Source organism: Vibrio sp. S12_S33, assembly GCF_963889785.1.
Classification (GTDB): domain Bacteria; phylum Pseudomonadota; class Gammaproteobacteria; order Enterobacterales; family Vibrionaceae; genus Vibrio; species Vibrio aestuarianus.
The window spans coordinates 17,426-40,034 of the sequence record NZ_CAWPQZ010000010.1; the positions used below are offsets into that span (position 1 = coordinate 17,426).

Genomic DNA, 22,609 nt, shown 5'->3' on the forward strand with positions numbered 1-22,609 from the left:
AAATATTCATCATCGACGTGTAATAAACGTTATGACTGAAAATTCTCAAGCCCCCATTTATACAGAGCGTTCTTTTTCAAGTTATAAATTTCAGCCGTCAAAGCTGCTGCTTTCTTTAAAGGCAACTCTTTGCTCAAAATGGTTAGCGTTCTTAGTGCCTCATCGGGCAATTCGTCGTTCGCATTTTCTCGGTGACCATGGATAAGTAGCACCATTTCACCACGTTTACGGTTTTCATCTTCGTTGATCCACGGGATCAATTCCCCTAACGGTAACCCTTGGATCGTTTCAAATGTTTTGGTTAGCTCTCGCGCTATCACCACTTCACGCTCTGGGCCTAAAATATCCAACATATCTTGTAAAGATTCCGTGATTCGATGCGGTGATTCATAGAAAATACAAGTGCGCTCTGCTTTCGCTATCTCTAAAAACTTGTCTTTACGGCCTTTACTTTTCGGTGGTAAGAAACCTTCAAAACTAAAGCGGTCAGAAGGCAAACCAGAAGCGCTCAATGCTGTTATTACCGCACATGCACCGGGCAATGGCACAACTCTAACACCTGCTTGACGACATTGATTGACAAGATGGTATCCTGGGTCACTGATAAGTGGCGTTCCCGCATCCGAAACCAATGCGATGGATTGCCCCGATAATAATTTATCGACTAACACTTGTGCTTTTTGTTGTTCGTTGTGATCATGCAGGGCAAAGGTTTTAGTTGGGATATTGAAGTGAGCGAGAAGTCTGCCTGTATGGCGTGTGTCTTCCGCAGCGATAACATCAACACTTGAAAGTACCTCGATGGCACGCTGGGTAATATCGCCCAAATTACCAATTGGCGTAGGAACAATGTAGAGAGTTGGGATCTCTGCTGGCAAGGTTTTGCTATCTGTCATTTGTTTACCATCACTTCAACGATTAATATAGAGACAATTTTACACGGAATAACGAAAGAACTCATGGCTATGAAGAACCATCCGAGACTCAGTGTACCACGCTTACTCACTCCCGTTGCATTAGCAATGGCTTTGGCGGCTTGTTCGTCTAATCCTTCAGCACCGACTTCTGTGGATATCACTCAAGATCCAATGCAGTCAGTGCAAAGCTACTTGATGCAAGCTGATAGCAGCCAAGGTTCACTGCAAAATGATTTGTTGATCATGGCACTTAAAGCCACCATCAACGAAAATAATAATGAGCAGGCTCAACTTTTAATTAAGCGTATATCAAAGCAGTCGTTGTCCGAAGCGCAGCAAGCAGAATGGCAATTAGCACGAGCACAACTATTCATTAATGATGAACAATTAGAGCAAGCTCTGTCACAACTTAATTTCCAAGCATGGTGGAAACTAACACCAGAGACCTGGGCACAATATCACCAAACACGTGCCGATATTTTTACCGCCCTTGGTCGTCCTTTTGATTCCAGCCGCGAACTGGTCGCTCTCGCAGACTATGTTGATAATGCTCAGCAAGAAGCGATAGCCGATCAGATCTGGCTTAATCTCAATCATTACAACACCAATACCATCACAACACTCACCACCGATGTGAGTGAAAATATCCTAGATGGTTGGTTGCAACTTGCTGTGTATATGAAAACATTGAACGGCAATATTCCGCAATTAAAGAACACGTTAGAACAATGGTTGGCAGAAAATAGTACGCATCCAGCAGTAATTTACACTCCTAAGGCCATTCAAGATATTTTGTCTTTAGAGATCATAAAACCAACCAACACCGCATTATTACTGCCGCTATCGGGTAAGTTTGCTAAGCAAGCACAACTAATCCGAGATGGCTTTATTATGGCGATGATGAATGACAAAGATCGTGATACCAACGCCACATTAACTGTGATTGATACCCATGCTGAAGATGCGGCAGATGTTGATGCTCAACTGATTGAAAAGAATATCGACTTTGTCGTAGGGCCATTGATCAAAGCCAATATCGAAAATCTGCATAAGTTGCAGCAAGCACGTTTAGCATCCATTCCAACACTCGCATTGAATATACCGGATCAAGTGGAAGAAGGCGTAAATACATGTTATCTAGCTCTATCACCAGAACAAGAAGTGGAACAAGCCGCTAAATACCTCTTTAGCCAAGGCTATCAATACCCACTTATTCTGGCGCCTCAAGGTAATTATGGGCAACGCGTAGTCGAGGCATTCAATAGCGAGTGGCGCAAATACAGTAAAAATAAAGTAGCGGTCAATCTATTTGGTGATAAGCGACAACTGCAACGTAATATCAATACCGTTTTTGGGTTGCAAGATAGCCAACAAAACATTGCACAAATGGATGCGCTGGTGGGAATTGACCTAGAAAGTCAACCTCGTAGCCGTCGTGACATTGATTCTGTGTATATCGTTGCTAACAGTGCTGAACTTACTTTAATCAAGCCGTTTATCGAAGTGGCAATTAACCCAGATGCAACGCCACCGAAGTTATTTTCTAATTCCCGTAGTAACAGTGGCAACAAACAATATGAAGATCTAAGTGGTGTCACTTACAGTGACATTCCATTACTGATCCATCCAAATCCTCAGCTAGATAGCCAAATGGATCAATTGTGGCCAAAAAGTTCTAACACCGAGCGACGCCTACAGGCGCTAGGAATGGACGCTTATCAATTAATGGTAGAATTACCGCAAATGAAAGTGGTCGAAGGATATAGCATTCAAGGAAAGACCGGCACACTGAGCATTAATGACCAATGCATTGTGCAAAGAGAAATCAGTTGGGCTGAGCGTAGTGCTCTTTAGCCGTCGAGCATTAGGCCAACACTATGAAACCACAGCAAAGCAATATTTGCAGCGCTGTGGTTTGAGCTTTATAGAACAAAACTTCACGACCAAAACGGGTGAAATTGACCTTATTATGCGCGAAAAAAAGACGATCATATTCGTAGAAGTGAAGTATCGAAAGAACCAGAACCACGGACATGCCGCTGAAATGGTGACCGCAGCAAAAATGACCAAGTTAGTAAAAACAGCAAACTTATGGTTGCTCAAACATGGGCTCTCGCCTTATGACACAGATTTTCGGTTCGATGTGATAGCGATTCATCATAATGATCAGCATATCGAGTGGATTAAAAACGCAATTACTCAAGGATAATCGATGCTAGACAGCATTAAAGATAGTTTTACAGAAAGCATTCAAATTCAAATTGCGGCAGCGGAAGCACTACCGGATGCCATTACCCATGCAGCGCAAGCAATGGTGGCGACACTGCTCAATGGTCATAAAATTTTATGCTGTGGTAACGGAGGCTCTTCTGCAAACGCGCAACTTTTTGCTTCGTGTTTACTCAACCGTTTTGAAACCGAACGTCCAAGTTTACCCGCTATCGCTTTAACGACTGACAATACTACGCTGACCGCTATCGCTAATGACTACCATTACCAAGAAATATTTTCTAAACAGGTTCGCGCATTTGGACAACCTGGTGATATTTTGTTGGCAATATCCACCAGCGGTAACAGCAAAAACATCATCAAGGCGATGGAAGCCGCCGTTACACGAGACATGACTATCATTGCACTAACTGGTAAGGATGGTGGTGAAATGGCAGGACTATTAGGCGAAAATGATGTCGAAATTCGTATTCCATCGCAACGCACAGCTCGCATTCACGAAGTTCATATGGTCACTCTACACTGTTTGTGTGATTTAATTGATCAAGTGCTCTTCCCTGCTCATGAGGAATAGACAATGAAAACATTAAAATTTTCACTCATACTACTACTGAGCTTTGCTGTATCTGGTTGTGCTGGCGTTATTATTGTTGGCGCAGCAACAACAGCAAATATAGTAACCGACCCACGTACCACTCAAGAAATTTGGAATGATAACAATATCGAATTTGAAGTCGCAGGCATTGCCAATAAAGCGCCATTCAAGGGAAAAACTCGCATCACTGCAAGCTCGTATCAAGGTACGGTTATATTGATGGGGCAATCAGAAACATCTGAGTTACTGAGTGATTTTGAGCAGAAAGCGCGTGAAACAAAAGGCGTCAAAGTCATTCACAACCAAGTCCGGATAAAAGCACCTTTATCGCTTGGGGAAATCAGTAACGATAGTTGGATTACCACCAAAGTAAAATCTTCCTTATTGGCAAATTCTGAATTGAACACCATCAAAATTAAAGTAATCACAGAAAATAGAGAAGTATTTTTGCTCGGTTACGTATCGGCAGAACACGCTGAGCTTGCCACAGACATTGCCCGAAATATCTCTGGGGTAAAACAAGTGGTAAAGGCTTTTCAATACAGCGAATAACCCGCCTTTAAAGCAAATATTAGGATGAAAAAAAGCAGCGAAAATCGCTGCTTTTTTGTATTGATAACCTAGAAATTAGCTTACTTAACAACACGAAGACTAGGCTTGCCTCTTGGACGAGAAGCTTCTTCGGTTGTCATTGATTCACCTGAATCAGGAATAACGTCAAACGTTAATTCTTCATCTTCAGAAACCTCTGACATACCAGACTCAATCGCATTTATGTACGCATCTTCTGGTTCAAACATGGTCCCTGCTCCGTTTTCACGAGCATAAATTGCTTGTACCGCATATAAAGGAACAATTACCGAATGTGGTCGTCCACCGAAGCGAGCATTAAAGGTAATCGCATCATTACCCAGCTCAAGATTACCAATCGCTCTTGGTGCTAGATTTAGGATTATTTGTCCGTCTTGTACAAATTCCATAGGAACACGTACACCATCAAGGGTTGCATCAACAACCACATGAGGAGTCAGCTCATTTTCTAGCAACCAATCATAGAATGCGCGTAGCATATACGGTCGGCGAGGGGTCATTTGGGCGATATCCATCAAACTACCTTAACGAACCAAACGCATCTCACGTTCAGCTTCCGTCAAAGAAGCCAAGAATGAATCACGTTCAAATACACGATTCATGTAAATTTTCAGCTCTTTAGAACCAGGACCGATTAACTCAATACCTAATTCAGGTAAACGCCACAATAAAGGTGCAAGATAACAGTCAATTAAGCTGAACTCTTCGCTCATAAAGTACTCATATTCAGCAAATACAGGACCAAGAGTTAGTAGATCATTGCGCAACTTATTACGTGCAGCTTCTGACTCTTCAGCATTGCCTTTAACTACTTTCTCAGCAAGTGAGTACCAGTTTCTCTCGATACGGTAGATCATCAAACGGCTATTACCACGAGCAACCGGGTAAACAGGCATCAATGGTGGATGAGGAAAACGCTCATCTAAATATTCCATGATGATCTTTGAGTCGTAAAGCGCGAGCTCACGATCAACAAGAGTTGGTACTGTCTTATATGGGTTTAGCTCGATAAGCTCAGCAGGTAAATTAGCTTCATCCACTAATTCAACCTCAACACTGACACCTTTTTCCGCTAGAACAATACGAACCTGATGACTATACATATCAGATGCACTCGAAAATAGCGTCATCACAGAACGTTTATTGGCAGCTACAGCCATGGAGCCCTCCAGCACACTTACAGAAATAAAAACAATGGAGGCTAAGCCTCCATTGATGATTCAATAAAAATCAGAAATTAGCGCCGCATAATAGCACAATTAGTGCACATCGCGCCAATATTCTTTCTTAAGCATTACAACGACAATGGTAAATAGAACTAAGAATGCCATTACCCACCAACCAAGTGATTGACGCTCTAACTTAACGGGCTCCGCTGAATAGTCCAAGAAATTAACCAGATCACGAACCGCCTGATCATACTCGCTTTGGCTCAGTTCACCTGTACCATCAGACTGAGTCCCGACAACCACTTCAACTTCTTCACCATCAACTTGGTGCGTCCCGTAGACTGGCTGAGGAATGCCTTGCAGTTCTTCAAGCACATGTGGCATACCCACGCTTGGGAACACAATATTGTTCACACCAAATGGACGGCTAGGATCAGCATAGAAAGAACGAAGATAAGTGTATAACCAATCTGTTCCACGAACTCGAGCAACCAAGGTCAAATCAGGTGGTGCAGCACCAAACCATTTTGCCGCAGATTTGTCAGGTATCGCATTCTCCATCAGTTGGCCAATTTTCGCATTCGGATCAAAGATTAAACTTTCCTTCATCAGATCCGCTGGAATACCAAAATCTGTTGCCACTCGCTCATAACGCTGGTATTGCGTCGAGTGACAACCAAAGCAGTAATTCATAAACAGCTTGGCACCATTTTGCAGCGATGCTTGGTCGGTTAAGTCATTATTTGCTTTATCAAGATGTACGTTAGCTCCTGCAGCCAAAGCTAGAGATGGCAGCATTGCAAACAAAATTACAATCCACTTTTTCATTTAAATGTCACCCTCTCTGGTAATGGTTTCGTTGCTTCATTTTTACTGTAGAAGAACAACAGAACGAAGAACATGAAGTAACCAACGCTGAATATACGTGCAAGCAATGTATAAGTTGTTGTCGCAGGCAACGCACCTAAAACACCTAACGCAATAAAGCAGATAGTGAACTGAATAATGTTGATTAAGTGGATCTTACTACGGTAGCGGTAAGAGCGAACTTTACAACGGTCAAGCCAAGGCAATAGGAAAAGCACAACAATAGAAGCGCCCATGGCAACCACACCAATTAGCTTATCTGGTACTGCACGCAAAATGGCATAGAACGGGGTGAAGTACCATACAGGGGCAATATGTGCCGGTGTTTTTAGCGGGTTAGCAGCCTCAAAGTTTGGCGGCTCAAGGAAATAGCCACCCATTTCTGGGTTAAAGAACAGCACATAGCAGAAAAGGAATAAGAAGCCTGCTACACCAATAAGATCTTTCACCGTGCCGTAAGGATGGAAAGGTACTGAGTCAATGATGTCGTATTTCTTCGTATAGTATTCATGGAATTTAAATTGTGTTTGGTAACCATCGCCCATTTTGCCTTTTGGCAACTTGGTTTCAATACCATCAGGGTTATTTGACCCCACCTCATGAAGAGCAAGAATATGCAAGACAATCAATAGTAGTAGCACGATAGGCAACGCAATAACGTGTAATGCGAAGAAACGGTTCAGCGTTGCACCAGAGATAACATAGTCACCACGGATCCACAATGTTAGGTCATCACCAATAACAGGGATGGCACCAAACAAAGAAATGATAACCTGAGCCCCCCAATACGACATTTGACCCCATGGCAGTAGATACCCCATGAAAGCTTCAGCCATCAGTACAAGGAAAATCAGCATGCCAAAGATCCACAATAATTCACGAGGCTTTTGGTAAGAACCATAAATTAAGCCACGGAACATGTGCAGATAAACCACCACGAAGAATGCAGAAGCACCAGTAGAGTGCATATAACGCAATAACCAACCGTATTCGACATCACGCATGATGTATTCAACAGAAGCAAAAGCACCTTCACCCGATGGCACATAGTTCATGGTCAACCAAACACCAGTAACCAACTGGTTAACTAGCACCAACATAGCTAATGAACCAAACAAATACCAAAAATTGAAGTTTTTCGGCATTGGGTATTCAGAAAGGTGTTTTTTATACGCGTTCATTGCAGGTAAACGCTTTTCTACCCAATCAAGTAAGACTTGCATTATTAGGCCTCCCCTGTTTCGTCAATACCAATGACAATGCGAGTATCGCTGAGGTACATATATTTAGGGATAACGAGGTTTAATGGCGCTGGAACACCTTGAAAAACCCGGCCAGCCATATCAAATTTAGAACCATGACAAGGACAGAAGAAACCTGATTTCACGCCTTGAACTTGTTCACTAAAAGAGTCAGGTAAATAGCTTGGTGAACAACCAAGGTGGGTACAAATACCAACAGCAACAAAATACTCAGGCTTTATTGAGCGGTAAGCATTTTGAGCATAATCTGGTTGTTGTTGCTCTCCCGATTGAGGATCTCGAAGTTGATTTTCAATCTCTTTCAACCCATCAACAACAGATTGAGATCGACGAACAACCCATACCGGCTTGCCACGCCACTCGACACGGACCATTTGTCCTTCTTCAAGCTTTCCGATTTCAACTTCAACAGGGGCACCCGCGGCTTTTGCTCTTGCACTTGGGTTCCAAGATTTAATAAAAGGAACGGCGACAGCAGCTGCACCTAAACCACCAACAACAGCTGTTGTTGCGGTTAAGAAACGTCTGCGGCCGTTATTTAAAGGCGCATTGCTCATCCAAACATTCTCCCATTTGCTCCTTGTGGATTATTGTTATTCCGCTTATAAGAGCATGGCTAACAAAATACGAATCTAGTTGTATTTATTTGATGGCAAATGATAAATAAAACCCTACTTTTTGACAAGATAAAGCTACTTTTTTGTAACATTCGTGAGATAAATCGCACGTGACGTCACAAAAGGGGCATTAAAGATTAATAACTAAATGATGTGATTAGAGAAGTGAGCTTTTGTTTACGCTAAAAAACAAAAAAGCTCGGTATAAATACCGAGCTTTTTGAATCGCAATTCCCAGTAAAACTGGAAGCGTATATCTTCTGATATAAAAGATTAACGCTTAGAGAATTGTGGTTTACGACGTGCTTTACGTAGACCAACTTTCTTACGTTCAACGCAACGAGCGTCGCGAGTAACGTAGCCAGCTGCACGTAGAACAGGACGTAGTGATTCATCGTATTCCATTAGAGCGCGAGTGATACCGTGACGGATAGCACCTGCTTGACCAGAAATACCACCACCTTTAACAGTAATGTATAGATCTAGTTTCTCTGTTAGTTCAACTAGCTCAAGAGGTTGTTTAACAACCATACGAGAAGTTGGACGACCAAAGTAAACATCAAGGCTACGCTTGTTGATTACGATGTTGCCGCTGCCTGGTTTAATAAAAACGCGTGCAGCTGAGCTTTTGCGACGGCCAGTGCCGTAGTATTGATTCTCTGCCATTTTCGAAATCCCCAATTAGATGTCTAGTACTTTTGGTTGTTGAGCAGCATGGTTGTGCTCAGCGCCAGCGTAAACTTTCAGCTTACGGTACATAGCACGGCCTAGAGGACCACGTGGTAGCATACCTTTAACCGCTAGCTCAATCGCCATTTCAGGCTTACGAACAATCAACTTATCAAAAGTGATTGATTTTAAGCCGCCTGGAAATTCAGTGTGACGGTAGTAAGTTTTAGCTGCTGCTTTGTTACCAGTTACAGTAACTTTCTCAGCGTTAACAACGATGATGTAATCACCTGTGTCTACGTGAGGAGTGTATTCAGCTTTATGTTTGCCACGTAGGCGAGATGCAATTTCACTTGCTAGACGGCCAAGGGTTTTACCCTCTGCGTCTACGATATACCAGTCGCGTTTTACAGTTTCTGGTTTAGCAACGAAAGTTTTCATGCTAATAATAACCCGTTAAATAAAATTTACACTAAAAGGAGCATATTGCTCCCACTGTCTAAGAGTCCAGTCATCACCCCTTCGAGCGCTTGGTGCTCTCGGTCTTATGTTTCAAAGAAACTGACCTGCAGTAACGGTGGGTCGCAGGATTATAGAGAAGTCAGTTGAAAAAATCACCCCTTTTTGAACAAAATCACGATTTTTATTTCAACTTAAGTGTAAGTGCAAAATCCGCTACGCAAGGTGCGGTTTAGCTAAATACTCATGGCTTTGCATTTCAATAAGACGTGATTGACAACGTTTAAACTCAAATTCTAGTAATCCACCAAGATAAAGGTTTTTTAAGTCAACCTCTGCGGAAATAATCAACTTCACTTGACGCTCATAAAATTCATCAACCAAGGCAATAAATCGTCTTGTAGCATCATCAATGGTGCTATCCATCTGTTTTACATTCGCTAAAAGCACAGTGTGATAAATTTTCGATAGTTCTATATAGTCATTTTGACTGCGAGCACTTTGACAAAGTTGCTCAAAAGTGGCGTGAAGTACGCCATCACTCGCTTTAACTACGGATAAAACACGGTGGTTTATTTCGATTTGATTAATAACAGCCTTCCCCTCACCAGTCAGCTGTGAATAGTAAGTCTGCAAATTGTTATCCGCTTTAGCATCTAAAGGGAAATGGTAGATCTCAGCTTGTTTTAAAGTCCTCAAGCGATAATCGATACCACTATCTACATTAAGCACTAGACAGTTGGATTCAATTAAATGAATCGCAGGTAAAAAGCGAGCTCGCTGTAATCCATTACGATATAAATCATGCGGAGGAATATTGGACGTGGCGACCAAAACCATCCCTCTTTTAAATAAAGCCTGGAAAAGTGTGCCGAGTATCATTGCGTCGGTGATATCAGAAACAAAAAACTCATCAAAACAGATAATTTCAACTTCAGACTTAAATTTGTCAGCCACTTTATCAAGAGGTTCTTCAACACCGTCTAACAGTTTTAGTTCATCATGAACACGGTGCATGAAACGGTGAAAGTGAACACGCATTTTCTTAGGAGTTGGCAATGACTCAAAAAACGTATCCATCAGATAAGTTTTACCCCTTCCAACACCGCCCCAAAAATACAAACCTTTTGGCGGTATGACTTGAGGTGCTTTACGACCTAACAACTTTTGAAATGCTGAAAATGTCACCACTGGTTGGTTAAGATAATCTTGTAACTGGTGATACAGTAAATCTAAAGCATCGACGGCTTGCGCTTGCGCGTCATCGTGCTGAAAACCAAACTTTTCTATATCTTGTCTGTATTTCTGTTTAGGTGTCATAACCGCCTACTGCATCGAATGAAATTGGTACTGATATTTGGCGTATTTCGCTTTATCGACTAGAAGAGTCATAGTAACATGTCCAAACGACATGTGTAACCAACAGGTAAAAAACATGTTAAATAACAACAATAAGGAGCTGTTATGCCTTGGATATATGCCGTTGTAGGCTTACTGGTAGGGGCGGTGCTAGGAGTGATTATTTCTCGACTCACTACGCCTCAGTATAAGAATCAAAAGTCTCTACAAAAAGAATTAGATAACGCGAAATTTAACCTAGAGCAACAAAAGCAAGAGCTGTCTGATCATTTTGCGCAAACTGCAGAAATGTTAGACACGTTAGGCAAGGATTACACAAAACTGTATCAGCATATGGCGAAAACCTCTGCCGATCTTTTACCCAACATGCCAGAACAAGATAATCCGTTTATCAAAAAAATTGCCCAACATCATGAGTCAGACAAAGTTGATAGCTGTATTTTAGAGCAAGCACCTAAAGATTACGCCAATGGCGCAACGGGGCTTTTTAACACCCCTGAAAAAGAAGTTATTCGATCTGCAGACGTCGTTAAGGTGAATGCTTCTTAATTGTCTATCATGAACTTTATAAAGGTTTTTGAGTCATAATCCTCACGAAGAGTGTTGAAGTTTAATATTTAGTACAAATATTAAACTTCGAAGGCATTAATCCAAAGGAGCTCATGATGAAAAAACCTTTACTCGTCCTAACAGCACTGTCTTTAAGTTTAAGTTCAATCATCACCCCACTGCCAGCTGTTGCTGCACTTCCCTTTTCCGTAGATGGCGAGCAACTCCCTAGCTTGGCACCAATGCTAGAACGTGTGACCCCCGCCGTGGTCAGTATTTCTGTTGAAGGAACGCAGGTATCTCAGCAGCGAATTCCAGAACAGTTCAAATTTTTCTTTGGCCCTGATTTTCCAATCGATCAACTTCAAGAACGACCGTTTAGAGGGTTAGGTTCTGGCGTGGTCACCGATGCCGATAAAGGCTATGTCGTCACTAACTATCACGTAATTAATGGGGCCGATAAAATATTAGTCACTCTTCATGATGGTCGAGAATACGATGCAGAACTGGTTGGTGGCGACAAAATGTCCGATATCGCTTTGCTTAAATTAGAAAAAGCGAAAAACTTAACGCAAATTAAAATTGCAGATTCCGATCAATTACGTGTTGGAGATTTCACTGTCGCTATCGGTAATCCATTTGGTCTAGGACAAACCGTTACCTCCGGTATTGTGTCGGCACTTGGCCGTAGTGGTTTGAATATTGAAAATTTTGAAAACTTTATCCAAACCGACGCAGCAATTAACAGCGGTAATTCCGGTGGCGCTCTGGTCAACCTCAATGGTGAATTGATTGGTATCAATACTGCTATTTTAGGGCCTAATGGCGGCAACGTGGGGATCGGCTTTGCTATCCCATCAAATATGATGAAAAACCTCACAGAACAAATTCTAGAATTTGGTGAAGTAAAACGTGGCATGCTTGGTGTCCAAGGTGGAGAAATTACCTCTGAACTTGCTGATGCTTTAGGTTATGAGTCAAGCAAAGGAGCGTTTGTCAGTCAGGTGATTGAAGGTAGCGCCGCAGACAACGCAGGGCTAAAAGCAGGTGATGTCATTGCTACCCTTAATGGAAAGAAAATTGACACATTCAGTGAATTAAGAGCAAAAGTGGCAACCTTAGGCGCTGGTAAAGAAATCACTTTAGGCGTGATGCGCGACGGTAAATCTGAGACATTTAAAGTCACATTGGGTGAAAACAACACCAAAACCAAAGCTGAACAACTACATGAAGGCTTAACTGGGGCGGAGTTAACCAATACAACAGACAGTGATCCCATCGCTGGAGTGAAAGTCACCAATATAGAAAAAGGATCGGCCGCAGAAGCCTATCAATTACAGAAAGGTGACATCATTATTGGCGTCAATCGTAAGCGAGTAAAAAACCTAGCAGACTTGCGAGCTCTGTTAGAGAAGAAATCAAGTGTGCTTGCACTGAATATCCAACGTGGAGATAGAACAATTTATTTGGTTGTTCGTTAACACATATCATTAGGTACATTTGTTCAGTGGGGCAGCATATTTAATGCTGCCCTTTCCTTATTTAAGCAGGTAGTGCTATTCTTCCCCTTTCAGACTCAGAAAAATATCCTGAGTAAATCATAAGTTTTATTTGGGGAAAGTATGCTTAGTTTTCTAGCCCGTTCCGTTGGAATTGGATTAATTACCGGAGTGATTCTATTACTGGCTATTCCTTCCCTACGCTCAAATGTTCTAACCACACCGAATAATGCCGAACCTGCCGATATCGGTTCACTGCAACTATCCTTCAATCAAGCTGTTCGTCGTGCAGCACCGGCCGTGGTCAATATCTACAATCAGAAATATACAGAAAATGGCTCGAAAAAATTATCAATTCAAGGCTTAGGCTCTGGTGTTATTGTTAGCGAGAAAGGTTATATCATCACCAATTATCACGTGGTGGCGCAGGCCGATCAAATTGTCGCTGCGCTGCAAGACGGTCGAATTGCAGCTGCGCAGTTAGTCGGTAAAGATCGTCGAACAGATATTGCCATTTTACGAATTGAAGGAACAAACTTACCTGTAATTCCGCTTAACTCAAACTATTCAGCTAAGGTTGGTGATATCGTTTTAGCCATCGGTAACCCTTATAACCTAGGGCAAACCACCACTTTTGGCATCATTTCAGCGACTGGACGCTCTTCTATCAGTGCCGATGGTCGACAAGCCTTCATTCAAACGGATGCGGCAATTAATGAAGGGAACTCTGGCGGGGCATTAGTTAATACGCAAGGTGAATTGGTAGGGATTAATACAGCATCGTTCCAACAGGCAACAAATATGGAAACCTATGGGATCTCCTTCGCCATTCCATACAAACTTGCTAATACCATCATGGAAAAAATCATCGCTGATGGACGTGTTATCCGCGGTTATATCGGTGTTGATGGACAAGACATTACACCAGTCACTTCGCGACTGCTTGGCAGTGAACATATTGGCGGCATTGTCGTACTAGGCATAGATCCTAATGGCCCAGCGGCGGAAGCTGGATTTGCAAAGCGTGATATTATTCTAAAAATTGATGGTAAGAAAATTAATGGCCAGCAAAATGTTATGGATATCGTAACCGATCTGCGACCAGGCAGAACCGTAGAAATATTAATTCTTCGCAAGGGTGAGGAAGTCATCTTGCCAGTGACCATTGCCGAAGATTTACGCGAATAAATTTGACAGTCAAAAACAATCACCACCCAAGGCGGTGGTTTAAAGATACAAGCAAAAAAGCCCCGATATTCGGGGCTTTTTGTTGGTTTAATTACTCTTCTTCAGCTAAGGATGTCGCAGGTTCTGCTTCAATTTCAATACTGGTGACGCGCTGTAAACCTCGTGGTAATAAACCACCTCTGCGTCCTCGTTCACCACGGAAGTTATCTAAATCACTCGCTTTCAATCCAAGCTTACGTTTGCCCGCATAAAGTGTAATGGAAACACCTTGTGGTAAAGACATTAAGTGAGAAACAAACTCTTCACGATCTTTCGACTTCGCCGCAGGAATATTGATGATCTTATTCCCTTTACCTTTGCTTAACTGAGGTAAATCTTTGATAGGGAAAAGGAGCATTCGCCCTTGGTTAGTAATCGCTAGAATCTCATCCGCATCAAGGTTACCAATCGCTTGTGGTGGCATGATTTCTGAATTTTCAGGCAAGTTGACCAAAGCTTTACCGCTGCGGTTCTTCGACAGTAATTCACTACCTTTGCATACAAACCCATAACCAGCATCAGAGCCGACTAGCCACAACTGGTCATCTTCACCCATCACAACTTGGCGAATTGACGATCCCTCGGTGATATTTAAGCGCCCAGTAATCGGTTCACCTTGGCTACGTGCAGATGGTAAAGAATGTGACTCCAACGAATAACTTCGCCCATCACTACCTAAGAACACCGCCTGCTGGTTACTCTTACCACAAGCATGAGCAAGGTATTGATCACCCGATTTATAGTTTAAACCTTGGCAATCGACATCATGCCCTTTGGCGTGACGCACCCAGCCTTTTTCTGAAAGCACAACAGTAATCGCTTCACTTGGTACCAGATCACGCTCTGTTAATGCTTTAGCTTCAGCACGCTCAACTAATGGAGAACGACGATCATCACCGTACTTATCAGCATCGGCTTTAATCTCTTTTTTCAATAACGTATTCAGACGACGTTCTGAGCCTAATAGTTGCTCTAGTTTTTCACGCTCTTTTTCGAGCTCGTCTTGCTCAGCTCGAATTTTGAACTCTTCCAACTTAGCAAGATTGCGCAGTTTAATATCCAGAATCGCATCAGCTTGAATTTCTGAAATATTAAAACGACTCATTAAAACAGGTCGTGGGTCATCTTCGGTTCGAATAATTTCGATGACTTCATCGATATTCAAATACGCCGCTAACAAACCTTCTAAAATGTGCAAGCGAGCCATCACTTTATCAAGACGATATTGCAAACGACGACGTACCGTTGTGCGACGAAATTCAATCCATTCCGACAGAACTTGTACTAAGCCTTTCACTTGCGGACGGTTGTCTAAGCCGATCATATTCAAGTTAACGCGAAAGCTTTTCTCTAAATCTGTCGATGCGAATAGATGACTCATTAATAAATCACAATCGACACGATTTGAACGTGGCACAATTACGATACGGGTCGGATTTTCATGATCCGATTCGTCACGTAAATCTTCAACCATCGGCAGCTTTTTCGCACGCATTTGATTGGCAATTTGCTCTAGTAACTTAGCGCCAGATACTTGATGAGGGAGCGCTGTAATGACGATATCAGCACCTTCTTTGTGCCAAACCGCACGCATTTTCACACTACCGCGACCAGAGCGATAAATTTTCTCGAGATCGCCCTTCGGTGAAATGATTTCAGCTTCGGTTGGATAATCTGGACCTTGAACATACTGCATCACATCAGGCAGATCAGCGCTGGGGTGATCAATTAAGTGAATAGTGGCCTCGGCAATTTCACGCACGTTATGTGGCGGAATATCCGTTGCCATACCGACTGCAATACCAGTTACCCCATTGAGCAGAATATGAGGCAGGCGTGCTGGTAGCATTTTGGGCTCTTTCATAGTGCCATCAAAGTTAGGCTGCCAATCCACATTACCTTGACCAAGCTCTCCGAGTAATACCTCAGCAAACTTAGACAATTTCGCTTCGGTATAACGCATTGCCGCGAATGATTTCGGGTCATCTGGAGCCCCCCAGTTCCCTTGACCGTCCACTAATGGGTAACGATAAGAGAAAGGTTGCGCCATCAGTACCATAGCTTCATAACATGCAGAGTCGCCATGTGGGTGGTATTTACCCAACACGTCACCAACAGTACGGGCTGATTTCTTATATTTTGCCGCAGCAGAGAGACCAAGCTCTGACATGGCATAAATAATACGTCGTTGAACCGGTTTTAAACCATCACCAATATACGGTAATGCACGGTCCATAATGACGTACATCGAATAGTTAAGATAAGCGTCTTCGGTAAACTTGCGCAGCGGCAGTTGTTCAACGCCATCATAGGTTATTTCTGTTGACATCTATTACACCTCAGCCATATCACCATAACGTTGCAACCACGCACGGCGATCATCCGCTCGCTTCTTACCCAGCAACATATCCATCATTTCATCAGTTGCGACAGCATCATCAATCGTCAATTGAACCAAACGACGCGTATTCGGATCCATTGTCGTTTCGCGTAGCTGAAGCGGGTTCATCTCACCCAGACCTTTGAATCGTTGCACGTTGATTTTTGCTTTTTTCTTACTTAGACGCTCTAAAATGCCATCTTTTTCAGCATCATCTAAGGCATAAAACACTTCTTTACCACAGTCGATACGATACAAAGGTGGCATAGCCACAAAGATATGCCCCGCTTGTACAAGTGCTTTAAAATGCTTGGTGAATAAGGCGCACAATAATGTCGCGATGTGTAGTCCATCAGAATCCGCATCGGCAAGAATACACACTTTGCCGTAACGTAAACCATCTAGGTCATCGTTATCTGGGTCAATTCCTAACGCCACGGATATGTCGTGAACTTCTTGGGAAGCAAGAACTTGATCAGCAGAGACTTCCCATGTGTTCAATATTTTACCGCGCAACGGCATCACTGCTTGGAATTCACGGTCACGAGCTTGCTTGGCAGAACCTCCTGCCGAGTCTCCTTCGACGAAGAATATTTCGGTGCGGCTAAGATCTTGTACTGAACAATCGGTCAATTTACCAGGCAAAGCAGGCCCTGACGCTATTTTCTTACGTACCACTTTCTTACTGGCGCGCATGCGGCGATGAGCATTTGCAATACAGACTTCAGCCAATTGCTCGGCCAATTGAGGTTTTTCATTTAACCATAAGCTGAAAGAATCTTTAAGCACGCCAGAAACAAATGCAGCGGTTTGACGTGAAGAGAGACGCTCTTTGGTTTGGCCAGCAAACTGTGGGTCTTGCATCTTAACCGACAGCACATAAGAACAGCGGTCAAAGACATCTTCACCCGTTAATTTAACGCCACGTGGCAATAAGTTGCGGAACTCGCAGAATTCGCGCATTGCATCGAGCAAACCTTGACGTAAACCATTAACGTGCGTACCACCTTGAGCGGTTGGGATCAGGTTGACATAGCTTTCGGTGATCATCTCACCGCCTTCTGGTAACCATATTACCGCCCAGTTTGCCGCTTCAGTGTCAGCAACAAACTCACCAGTAAATGGCTCTTCAGGCAATAAGGTGTAACCCTTGACGCCTTCGGCGAGGTAATCTTTTAACCCATCTTCGTAGTACCAACGATATTCGTTGTTGTTCACTTTGTCGCTAAAGGTAATCTCCAGACCTGGACAAAGCACTGCTTTGGCACGCAAGTTGTTGATTAGGCGAGTCACCGAAAAATTGGGGGAATCAAAGTAGCTGGTATCTGGCCAAAAGTGGACACTAGTCCCTTTATTGCGACGGCCACAAGTACCGGTTACGGTCAATTCTTCAACTTTATTGCCATGTTCGAATGCCATTTCATACACTTGTCCATCACGGCGAACGCTGACTTCGACTCGTTTAGACAAGGCGTTCACGACAGATATGCCAACGCCATGCAGACCACCAGAGAACTGGTAGTTTTTATTGGAAAACTTACCACCTGCATGCAATTTACAGAAAATAAGCTCTACGCCTGAAATTTTCTCTTCAGGGTGAATATCAACAGGCATACCACGCCCATCATCAATCACTTCTAATGATTGATCAGCGTGGAGAATAACTTGCACCTTGGAGGCATGTCCGGCTAGCGCTTCATCGACACTGTTATCGATAACTTCTTGGCCCAAATGGTTCGGGCGCGCTGTATCCGTATACATCCCTGGTCGGCGACGTACTGGTTCTAAGCCATTAAGAACCTCAATGGCTCCAGCATTATATTGTTCAGTCATAATACGGAATGCTTTTATAGATAAATGATTCGTTACTTTTTCAGCAGTCTATGAATTGTGTGATTTTGATTAATTAGTGACAACAACGCTGAATCTTTCAACGTTACAAACTGCAAAAGTATAGGTGGAACATAGTCTGGAAGAGGCTTGCTTATGTCAAGTGAGATGAGTAAGTAACAGGTAAAATTATGACTCCTCCCTCAATGAAGCTCTCAGAGTTTGAGGAAATCGATGATTTGTTGTGGGTAGCGCTCAAAATTGACAAAGCTATGATCTCCCCCCAATTCAACAGTCTGTTTCGAACCAACCAGTTTATTAACGGCTTGGTGATAATCTAAAACCTCATCGCCCATTTGCTGTAACAACCACAATGAGTTGACATTGTTAATCGAGACTTCTAGCGCCTTAAGCTCTTCAATGTGCTTCGCTTGCAGCACATAATGTTCTTGAGTATATGGATTAACTTGCTCTCCCAGAAAGTCAGCCAACAGCTCATAGGGCTTAATAGCAGGGTTTATCAGCACAACTCTAAAATCAAATAGATGGTTCAACCAAATAGACAGATACCCACCCAGTGAGCTACCAACTAAAGCTATTTGATAGTGCTCTTGATATTGCTCAACAATATCAAGCAAATACTCTGCTGTTTGTGCAGGAAAACAAGGCAACCTAGGGATGAGTACTTTGATATCGGGACGATGCTCTTTGCAATAATTGAGCATCACTTGGGCTTTATGTGATAACGGTGAACTGTTAAAGCCATGGATATAAAGAAGCATAGGCTGACGTTTTGTCATATTAGTATCCATTGGCATTAAAATCGGGTTGAAACACACCGTTGGCCAAACGCTTTACTTGAGTATGGATTTGGCCATCTGACAGTAGCTCTATTTCTCGCCATCCTGGTGAAGTGCGATCTAAGGCAAAATCATCCGAATTAGGCTTAAATTGAATGCAAGTGGACGGCGTAGCCATGACTCTAACACCGTGGTGCAGTTTATCCATGTTTTGATGAACATGACCACACACAACCGCTTTCACATTGTGATGCTGGGTAACCACATTCCAAAATGCATCACTGTCTTTCAAAGTATGCTGATCAAGCCAAGCACTACCAACCAATAACGGATGATGATGAAGCAAAACTAAAGTATGCCGTTGTGGGTATGCTGATAACTGTTCATCCAGCAGTGCTAGTTGTTGATCGCTCAATCGGCCATGGGGGACGCCCACTACCTGTGAGTCAAGCAAGATCATTTGCCAATGCTTACCGAGTAAAACATGTTCTGGCTGCTGGATTTGCGCTGAAGGAAATACGCTTCCCATATTGGGTTTAAAATCGTGATTGCCAGGCAGCCAAAAACACGTTTTATCTAATGCAGCAATACCATCAGCAAAACGCAGGTATGATTCAGCACTGTGGTCTTGAGAAATATCTCCAGTCGCCACAACTGCATCATAAACCACGTTTTGCGCACATATCTCCGCAACGACAGCATTGAAGCTATCGACGGTATTGACGCTTAGCAAACTGCCATCTTCCGGAGCAAAAAGATGCGTATCGGTGATTTGTAGCAGTTTGATGCTGTCTGTATTGTCTAAAGTGGGCGACACGTTCAAAATCTATTAATCCAAATTGAATGACTAATGGTTTAGTTTTTACGAATATTGTTAGTCTATGCGAATACTATCAGTTCTTAGGAATGCTAATAGGTGTACGGCTGATACCGTGCTTCAAGCAAAAGGTTAGCCAATCTCCCAAGAAACGATTGAGCTGTGCTTTCTCATCTTTTTGAAGCATTTTGCGATTGGGATAATCATAACGCGCTTGCACTTGATTTAACTGCTCACTTGAGCAAACTTCCGACATACGCGCATCGTGGTAAAGCCTGACAGACATTGATGGCAATGGAAACACCGAAACGTCATCACTCTGACAAATCTCCACTAAAGTTGTGTACTTTGTGACCTCTAGCACTTGTAATTGATATGTCATTTTCGCAGCTTGATAGCAGCGCAAATCACCGACGCTCGGCTGCTGGGGCAACAAAGCATTAAGCTTAGCGTAATTGGTTTCGTACACGCGCATTAACTCTGGCAAATCAACGTGATACGTTTTTTTCAATGCTAACTCTGCCATAGTGATTGTAAATGCTGATAATTAAGCTCTAACCATTGCAATGCAATTATTGAGGCACCGTTCTCAATTTGTCCGCTTTTCACCAATTGGTACGCTTCATCACGGCTCATAACATGCACTTTAATGTCTTCACCTTCATAGTCTAACCCATGCACACCTTGCGCTTTAGTCGTATCCACTTCGCCGACAAACACATCTAACCTTTCAGAGCAGCCTCCTGCTGATGGATAATAAGAGGTGATTTTTTCGATTCGGCCAACTTCCACTCCCGCTTCTTCTAGCGACTCTCGGCGCACCACTTGTTCGGCACTTTCATCGGTATCAATAATGCCAGCGACAATCTCTAACTGCCAAGGCTGTGCATGTTCTAGTGCACCGACACGGATCTGCTCAATGATCACCACTTCATCTCGAGTGGGATCATAAGCAAGCATCGCCGCGGCATGGCCTCTTTCGAACATTTCTCTTTCGATAGGTGCACTCCACCCTCCTTCAAACAACTTGTGTTTAAAACGGTATTTCACCATTCGGAAAAAACCTTGGAATAGTGATTCTTTTGAGAGCACTTCCACATCCGCAGGTGAAAAAGTGTTGTGTTGCTTATCAGACTGTTGCATTTGAAACCTCACTCGGTGAATCTCATAGTTTAATCATGGAATTCATCGACTACCAAGAATATTGCTCAACTTTTTATATAAAAATTGTATTTTTATTTAAGTTAAACGCAAAATTTATTGCACAAGTGGACAGTTATATGTAAAAAAGTGCAAAGTTTCGAGTGAATTACCACCAATTTAAGTTAAACTCTTGGTAAATAACCTTCTTACATAATTAAGGCAGGGAATAGGACTAATGAAAAAACTGCTTCCTCTATTCATCAGCGCGGCATTAGGCAGCCTGAGTACTTCAGTATGGGCAGACACTCTGGCTGATATCTATAATCAAGCAAAAGATAATGATCCGCAATTATTGAGTGCAGCAGCTCGTCGTGATGCCGCTTTTGAAGCGATTACTTCTAGCCGCAGTAGCTTGTTACCACAAATCAACTTAACTGCGGGTTACAACATTAACCGTAGTAATATTGATCCTCGGGAAAGTGATAAGTTAACCGCTGGCATTAATTTCTCCCAAGAGCTTTACAATCGTTCTAGCTGGATAACCTTAGATACAGCAGAGAAAAACGCTCGTCAGGCTGACTCAACCTATGCAGCAACACAGCAGAGCCTTATCTTGCGCGTTGCTCAATCTTACTTTGAAGTGCTGCGCGCCCAAGATAACCTTGAGTTTGTCCGTGCTGAAAAAGCCGCTGTCGCTCGCCAGTTAGAACAAACCAAACAACGCTTTGAAGTTGGTCTTTCCGCGATTACTGATGTACATGATGCACAAGCTCAGTACGATGCTGTATTAGCCGACGAAGTTTTAGCTGAAAACGGCTTAGTTAACAACTATGAAGCATTGCGTGAAATAACAGGGCAAGAGCACACCAATTTAAATGTGTTAGACACAGATCGTTTTTCGGCCAGCAAAACAGCGACTTCAATGAATACGCTGTTGGAAGAAGCACAGCAGAAAAACCTCAACCTCTTAACCGCTCGTATTGCTCAAGACGTTGCTAAAGATAACATTTCACTCGCCAGCTCAGGGCATTTACCATCACTGACATTAGATGCTGGCTATAACTATGGTGATGAAAGTAACGACCATAACGCAAGTTCGAATCTTGATGCTTATAATGACTTCAATATTGGTGTGAACTTAGTTGTCCCTTTGTACACCGGTGGCAATATCAGCTCTCAAACCAAGCAAGCTGAATTTGCATACGTTGCAGCAAGCCAAGATCTTGAGAAAACTTACCGTAGCGTTGTCAAAGATGTTCGTGCTTATAACAACAATATCAGTGCATCGATTGGCGCATTACGTGCTTATGAACAATCAGTCATTTCAGCGAAATCAGCATTAGAAGCAACAGAGGCCGGTTTTGACGTAGGTACTCGTACTATCGTTGATGTACTGGACTCAACGCGTCGACTATACGATGCAAACAAAAACTTATCTAACGCTCGCTACGACTATCTACTAAGCGTCCTTCAACTGCGCCAAGCGGTGGGTACTCTTAGTGAACAAGATATCTTAGATATTAACGCTGGCCTAAAAGCCGCTGGTTAATTCAAAACTTAACTAAGTAAGAAAAGCCGCTGATTTTCAGCGGCTTTTTTGTAGTTTACGTGTTTTTATAACGCAGTTGAA

Annotated in this window: 23 protein-coding genes; 8 read left to right on the forward strand and 15 right to left on the reverse strand. The window is 42.8% G+C overall.

Annotated features, from left to right (window positions below; translation table 11 throughout):
- Positions 1-29: 29 nt before the first annotated feature.
- On the reverse strand, positions 30-896 hold the full coding sequence (rsmI, locus tag AACW06_RS06690) for a 16S rRNA (cytidine(1402)-2'-O)-methyltransferase (RefSeq protein WP_053310773.1): 867 nt from the start codon (positions 894-896) through the stop codon (positions 30-32).
- 69 nt (positions 897-965) lie between these two features.
- Here rsmI and AACW06_RS06695 point away from each other — a divergent pair, with 69 nt between their 5' ends.
- From AACW06_RS06695 to AACW06_RS06710, 4 genes are read left to right on the forward strand one after another with little or no spacing between them, the layout of a single operon-like run.
- A complete protein-coding gene (locus tag AACW06_RS06695; protein ID WP_192074555.1) occupies positions 966-2,771 on the forward strand; it encodes a penicillin-binding protein activator in 1,806 nt (601 codons plus the stop codon).
- Entirely contained in the window at positions 2,716-3,126 is a 411-nt protein-coding gene (locus tag AACW06_RS06700) for a YraN family protein (RefSeq protein ID WP_192074499.1), read from the forward strand. Before AACW06_RS06695 ends, AACW06_RS06700 begins: the two co-directional genes overlap by 56 nt.
- Before the next feature lie 3 nt (positions 3,127-3,129).
- Complete coding sequence (locus AACW06_RS06705) at positions 3,130-3,720, forward strand: phosphoheptose isomerase (RefSeq protein ID WP_192074500.1); 591 nt, start codon at positions 3,130-3,132, stop codon at positions 3,718-3,720.
- A 3-nt stretch (positions 3,721-3,723) separates the two neighbouring features.
- The gene (locus AACW06_RS06710) at positions 3,724-4,293 is read left to right on the forward strand and encodes a BON domain-containing protein (protein WP_192074501.1); all 570 of its coding nucleotides are present in this window, start codon (positions 3,724-3,726) and stop codon (positions 4,291-4,293) included.
- Between the two features lie 80 nt (positions 4,294-4,373).
- On the opposite strand, the gene sspB is transcribed toward AACW06_RS06710, so the two are convergent.
- The 8 genes from sspB to zapE form a co-directional block, all read right to left on the reverse strand.
- Positions 4,374-4,847, reverse strand: coding sequence for a ClpXP protease specificity-enhancing factor (gene sspB, locus AACW06_RS06715; protein WP_192074502.1), 474 nt, complete (start codon positions 4,845-4,847; stop codon positions 4,374-4,376).
- A 9-nt stretch (positions 4,848-4,856) separates the two neighbouring features.
- Positions 4,857-5,492 carry a stringent starvation protein SspA gene (gene sspA / locus AACW06_RS06720; RefSeq protein WP_053310768.1) on the reverse strand — a complete coding sequence of 212 codons (636 nt, stop codon included), beginning with the start codon at positions 5,490-5,492 and terminating at the stop codon, positions 4,857-4,859.
- 99 nt (positions 5,493-5,591) lie between these two features.
- Positions 5,592-6,329, reverse strand: coding sequence for a cytochrome c1 (locus AACW06_RS06725; protein ID WP_192074503.1), 738 nt, complete (start codon positions 6,327-6,329; stop codon positions 5,592-5,594).
- Positions 6,326-7,591 carry a cytochrome b gene (locus tag AACW06_RS06730; RefSeq protein ID WP_192074504.1) on the reverse strand — a complete coding sequence of 422 codons (1,266 nt, stop codon included), beginning with the start codon at positions 7,589-7,591 and terminating at the stop codon, positions 6,326-6,328. The genes AACW06_RS06725 and AACW06_RS06730 overlap by 4 nt, the downstream gene beginning before the upstream one ends.
- Positions 7,592-7,593: 2 nt before the next feature.
- The gene (gene petA / locus AACW06_RS06735) at positions 7,594-8,187 is read right to left on the reverse strand and encodes a ubiquinol-cytochrome c reductase iron-sulfur subunit (RefSeq protein WP_053310765.1); all 594 of its coding nucleotides are present in this window, start codon (positions 8,185-8,187) and stop codon (positions 7,594-7,596) included.
- A gap of 333 nt (positions 8,188-8,520) precedes the next feature.
- A complete protein-coding gene (rpsI, locus tag AACW06_RS06740; RefSeq protein WP_010318040.1) occupies positions 8,521-8,913 on the reverse strand; it encodes a 30S ribosomal protein S9 in 393 nt (130 codons plus the stop codon).
- A 15-nt stretch (positions 8,914-8,928) separates the two neighbouring features.
- Entirely contained in the window at positions 8,929-9,357 is a 429-nt protein-coding gene (gene rplM / locus AACW06_RS06745; protein WP_053310764.1) for a 50S ribosomal protein L13, read from the reverse strand.
- A gap of 234 nt (positions 9,358-9,591) precedes the next feature.
- Positions 9,592-10,695, reverse strand: coding sequence for a cell division protein ZapE (zapE, locus tag AACW06_RS06750; RefSeq protein ID WP_192074505.1), 1,104 nt, complete (start codon positions 10,693-10,695; stop codon positions 9,592-9,594).
- Positions 10,696-10,839: 144 nt separating this feature from the next.
- Here zapE and zapG point away from each other — a divergent pair, with 144 nt between their 5' ends.
- The 3 genes from zapG (at position 10,840) to degS (ending at position 13,970) form a co-directional block, all read left to right on the forward strand.
- A complete protein-coding gene (gene zapG / locus AACW06_RS06755) occupies positions 10,840-11,283 on the forward strand; it encodes a Z-ring associated protein ZapG (RefSeq protein ID WP_192074506.1) in 444 nt (147 codons plus the stop codon).
- Between the two features lie 116 nt (positions 11,284-11,399).
- The gene (locus tag AACW06_RS06760; RefSeq protein WP_192074556.1) at positions 11,400-12,764 is read left to right on the forward strand and encodes a DegQ family serine endoprotease; all 1,365 of its coding nucleotides are present in this window, start codon (positions 11,400-11,402) and stop codon (positions 12,762-12,764) included.
- 141 nt (positions 12,765-12,905) lie between these two features.
- Complete coding sequence (gene degS / locus AACW06_RS06765) at positions 12,906-13,970, forward strand: outer membrane-stress sensor serine endopeptidase DegS (protein ID WP_192074507.1); 1,065 nt, start codon at positions 12,906-12,908, stop codon at positions 13,968-13,970.
- 91 nt (positions 13,971-14,061) lie between these two features.
- On the opposite strand, the gene parC is transcribed toward degS, so the two are convergent.
- From parC to nudF, 6 genes are all read right to left on the reverse strand, one after another.
- Positions 14,062-16,338, reverse strand: coding sequence for a DNA topoisomerase IV subunit A (gene parC, locus AACW06_RS06770; protein ID WP_192074508.1), 2,277 nt, complete (start codon positions 16,336-16,338; stop codon positions 14,062-14,064).
- Positions 16,339-16,341: 3 nt separating this feature from the next.
- The gene (parE, locus tag AACW06_RS06775) at positions 16,342-18,222 is read right to left on the reverse strand and encodes a DNA topoisomerase IV subunit B (protein WP_192074509.1); all 1,881 of its coding nucleotides are present in this window, start codon (positions 18,220-18,222) and stop codon (positions 16,342-16,344) included.
- 212 nt (positions 18,223-18,434) lie between these two features.
- Positions 18,435-19,019 (reverse strand): esterase YqiA, encoded by a 585-nt coding sequence (gene yqiA, locus AACW06_RS06780; RefSeq protein WP_192074510.1) that lies wholly within the window; start codon positions 19,017-19,019, stop codon positions 18,435-18,437.
- A 1-nt stretch (position 19,020) separates the two neighbouring features.
- Positions 19,021-19,842: a 3',5'-cyclic-AMP phosphodiesterase gene (cpdA, locus tag AACW06_RS06785; RefSeq protein ID WP_192074511.1), complete on the reverse strand. Its 822-nt coding sequence runs from the start codon at positions 19,840-19,842 to the stop codon at positions 19,021-19,023.
- Positions 19,843-19,912: 70 nt separating this feature from the next.
- A complete protein-coding gene (locus AACW06_RS06790) occupies positions 19,913-20,362 on the reverse strand; it encodes a DUF1249 family protein (protein ID WP_192074512.1) in 450 nt (149 codons plus the stop codon).
- Positions 20,350-20,979, reverse strand: a complete 630-nt coding sequence (gene nudF, locus AACW06_RS06795) for an ADP-ribose diphosphatase (protein WP_192074513.1) — start codon at positions 20,977-20,979, stop codon at positions 20,350-20,352. The genes AACW06_RS06790 and nudF overlap by 13 nt, the downstream gene beginning before the upstream one ends.
- 235 nt (positions 20,980-21,214) lie before the next feature.
- Here nudF and tolC point away from each other — a divergent pair, with 235 nt between their 5' ends.
- Positions 21,215-22,528, forward strand: coding sequence for an outer membrane channel protein TolC (gene tolC, locus AACW06_RS06800; protein ID WP_192074514.1), 1,314 nt, complete (start codon positions 21,215-21,217; stop codon positions 22,526-22,528).
- The last annotated feature ends 81 nt before the right edge of the window (positions 22,529-22,609 follow it).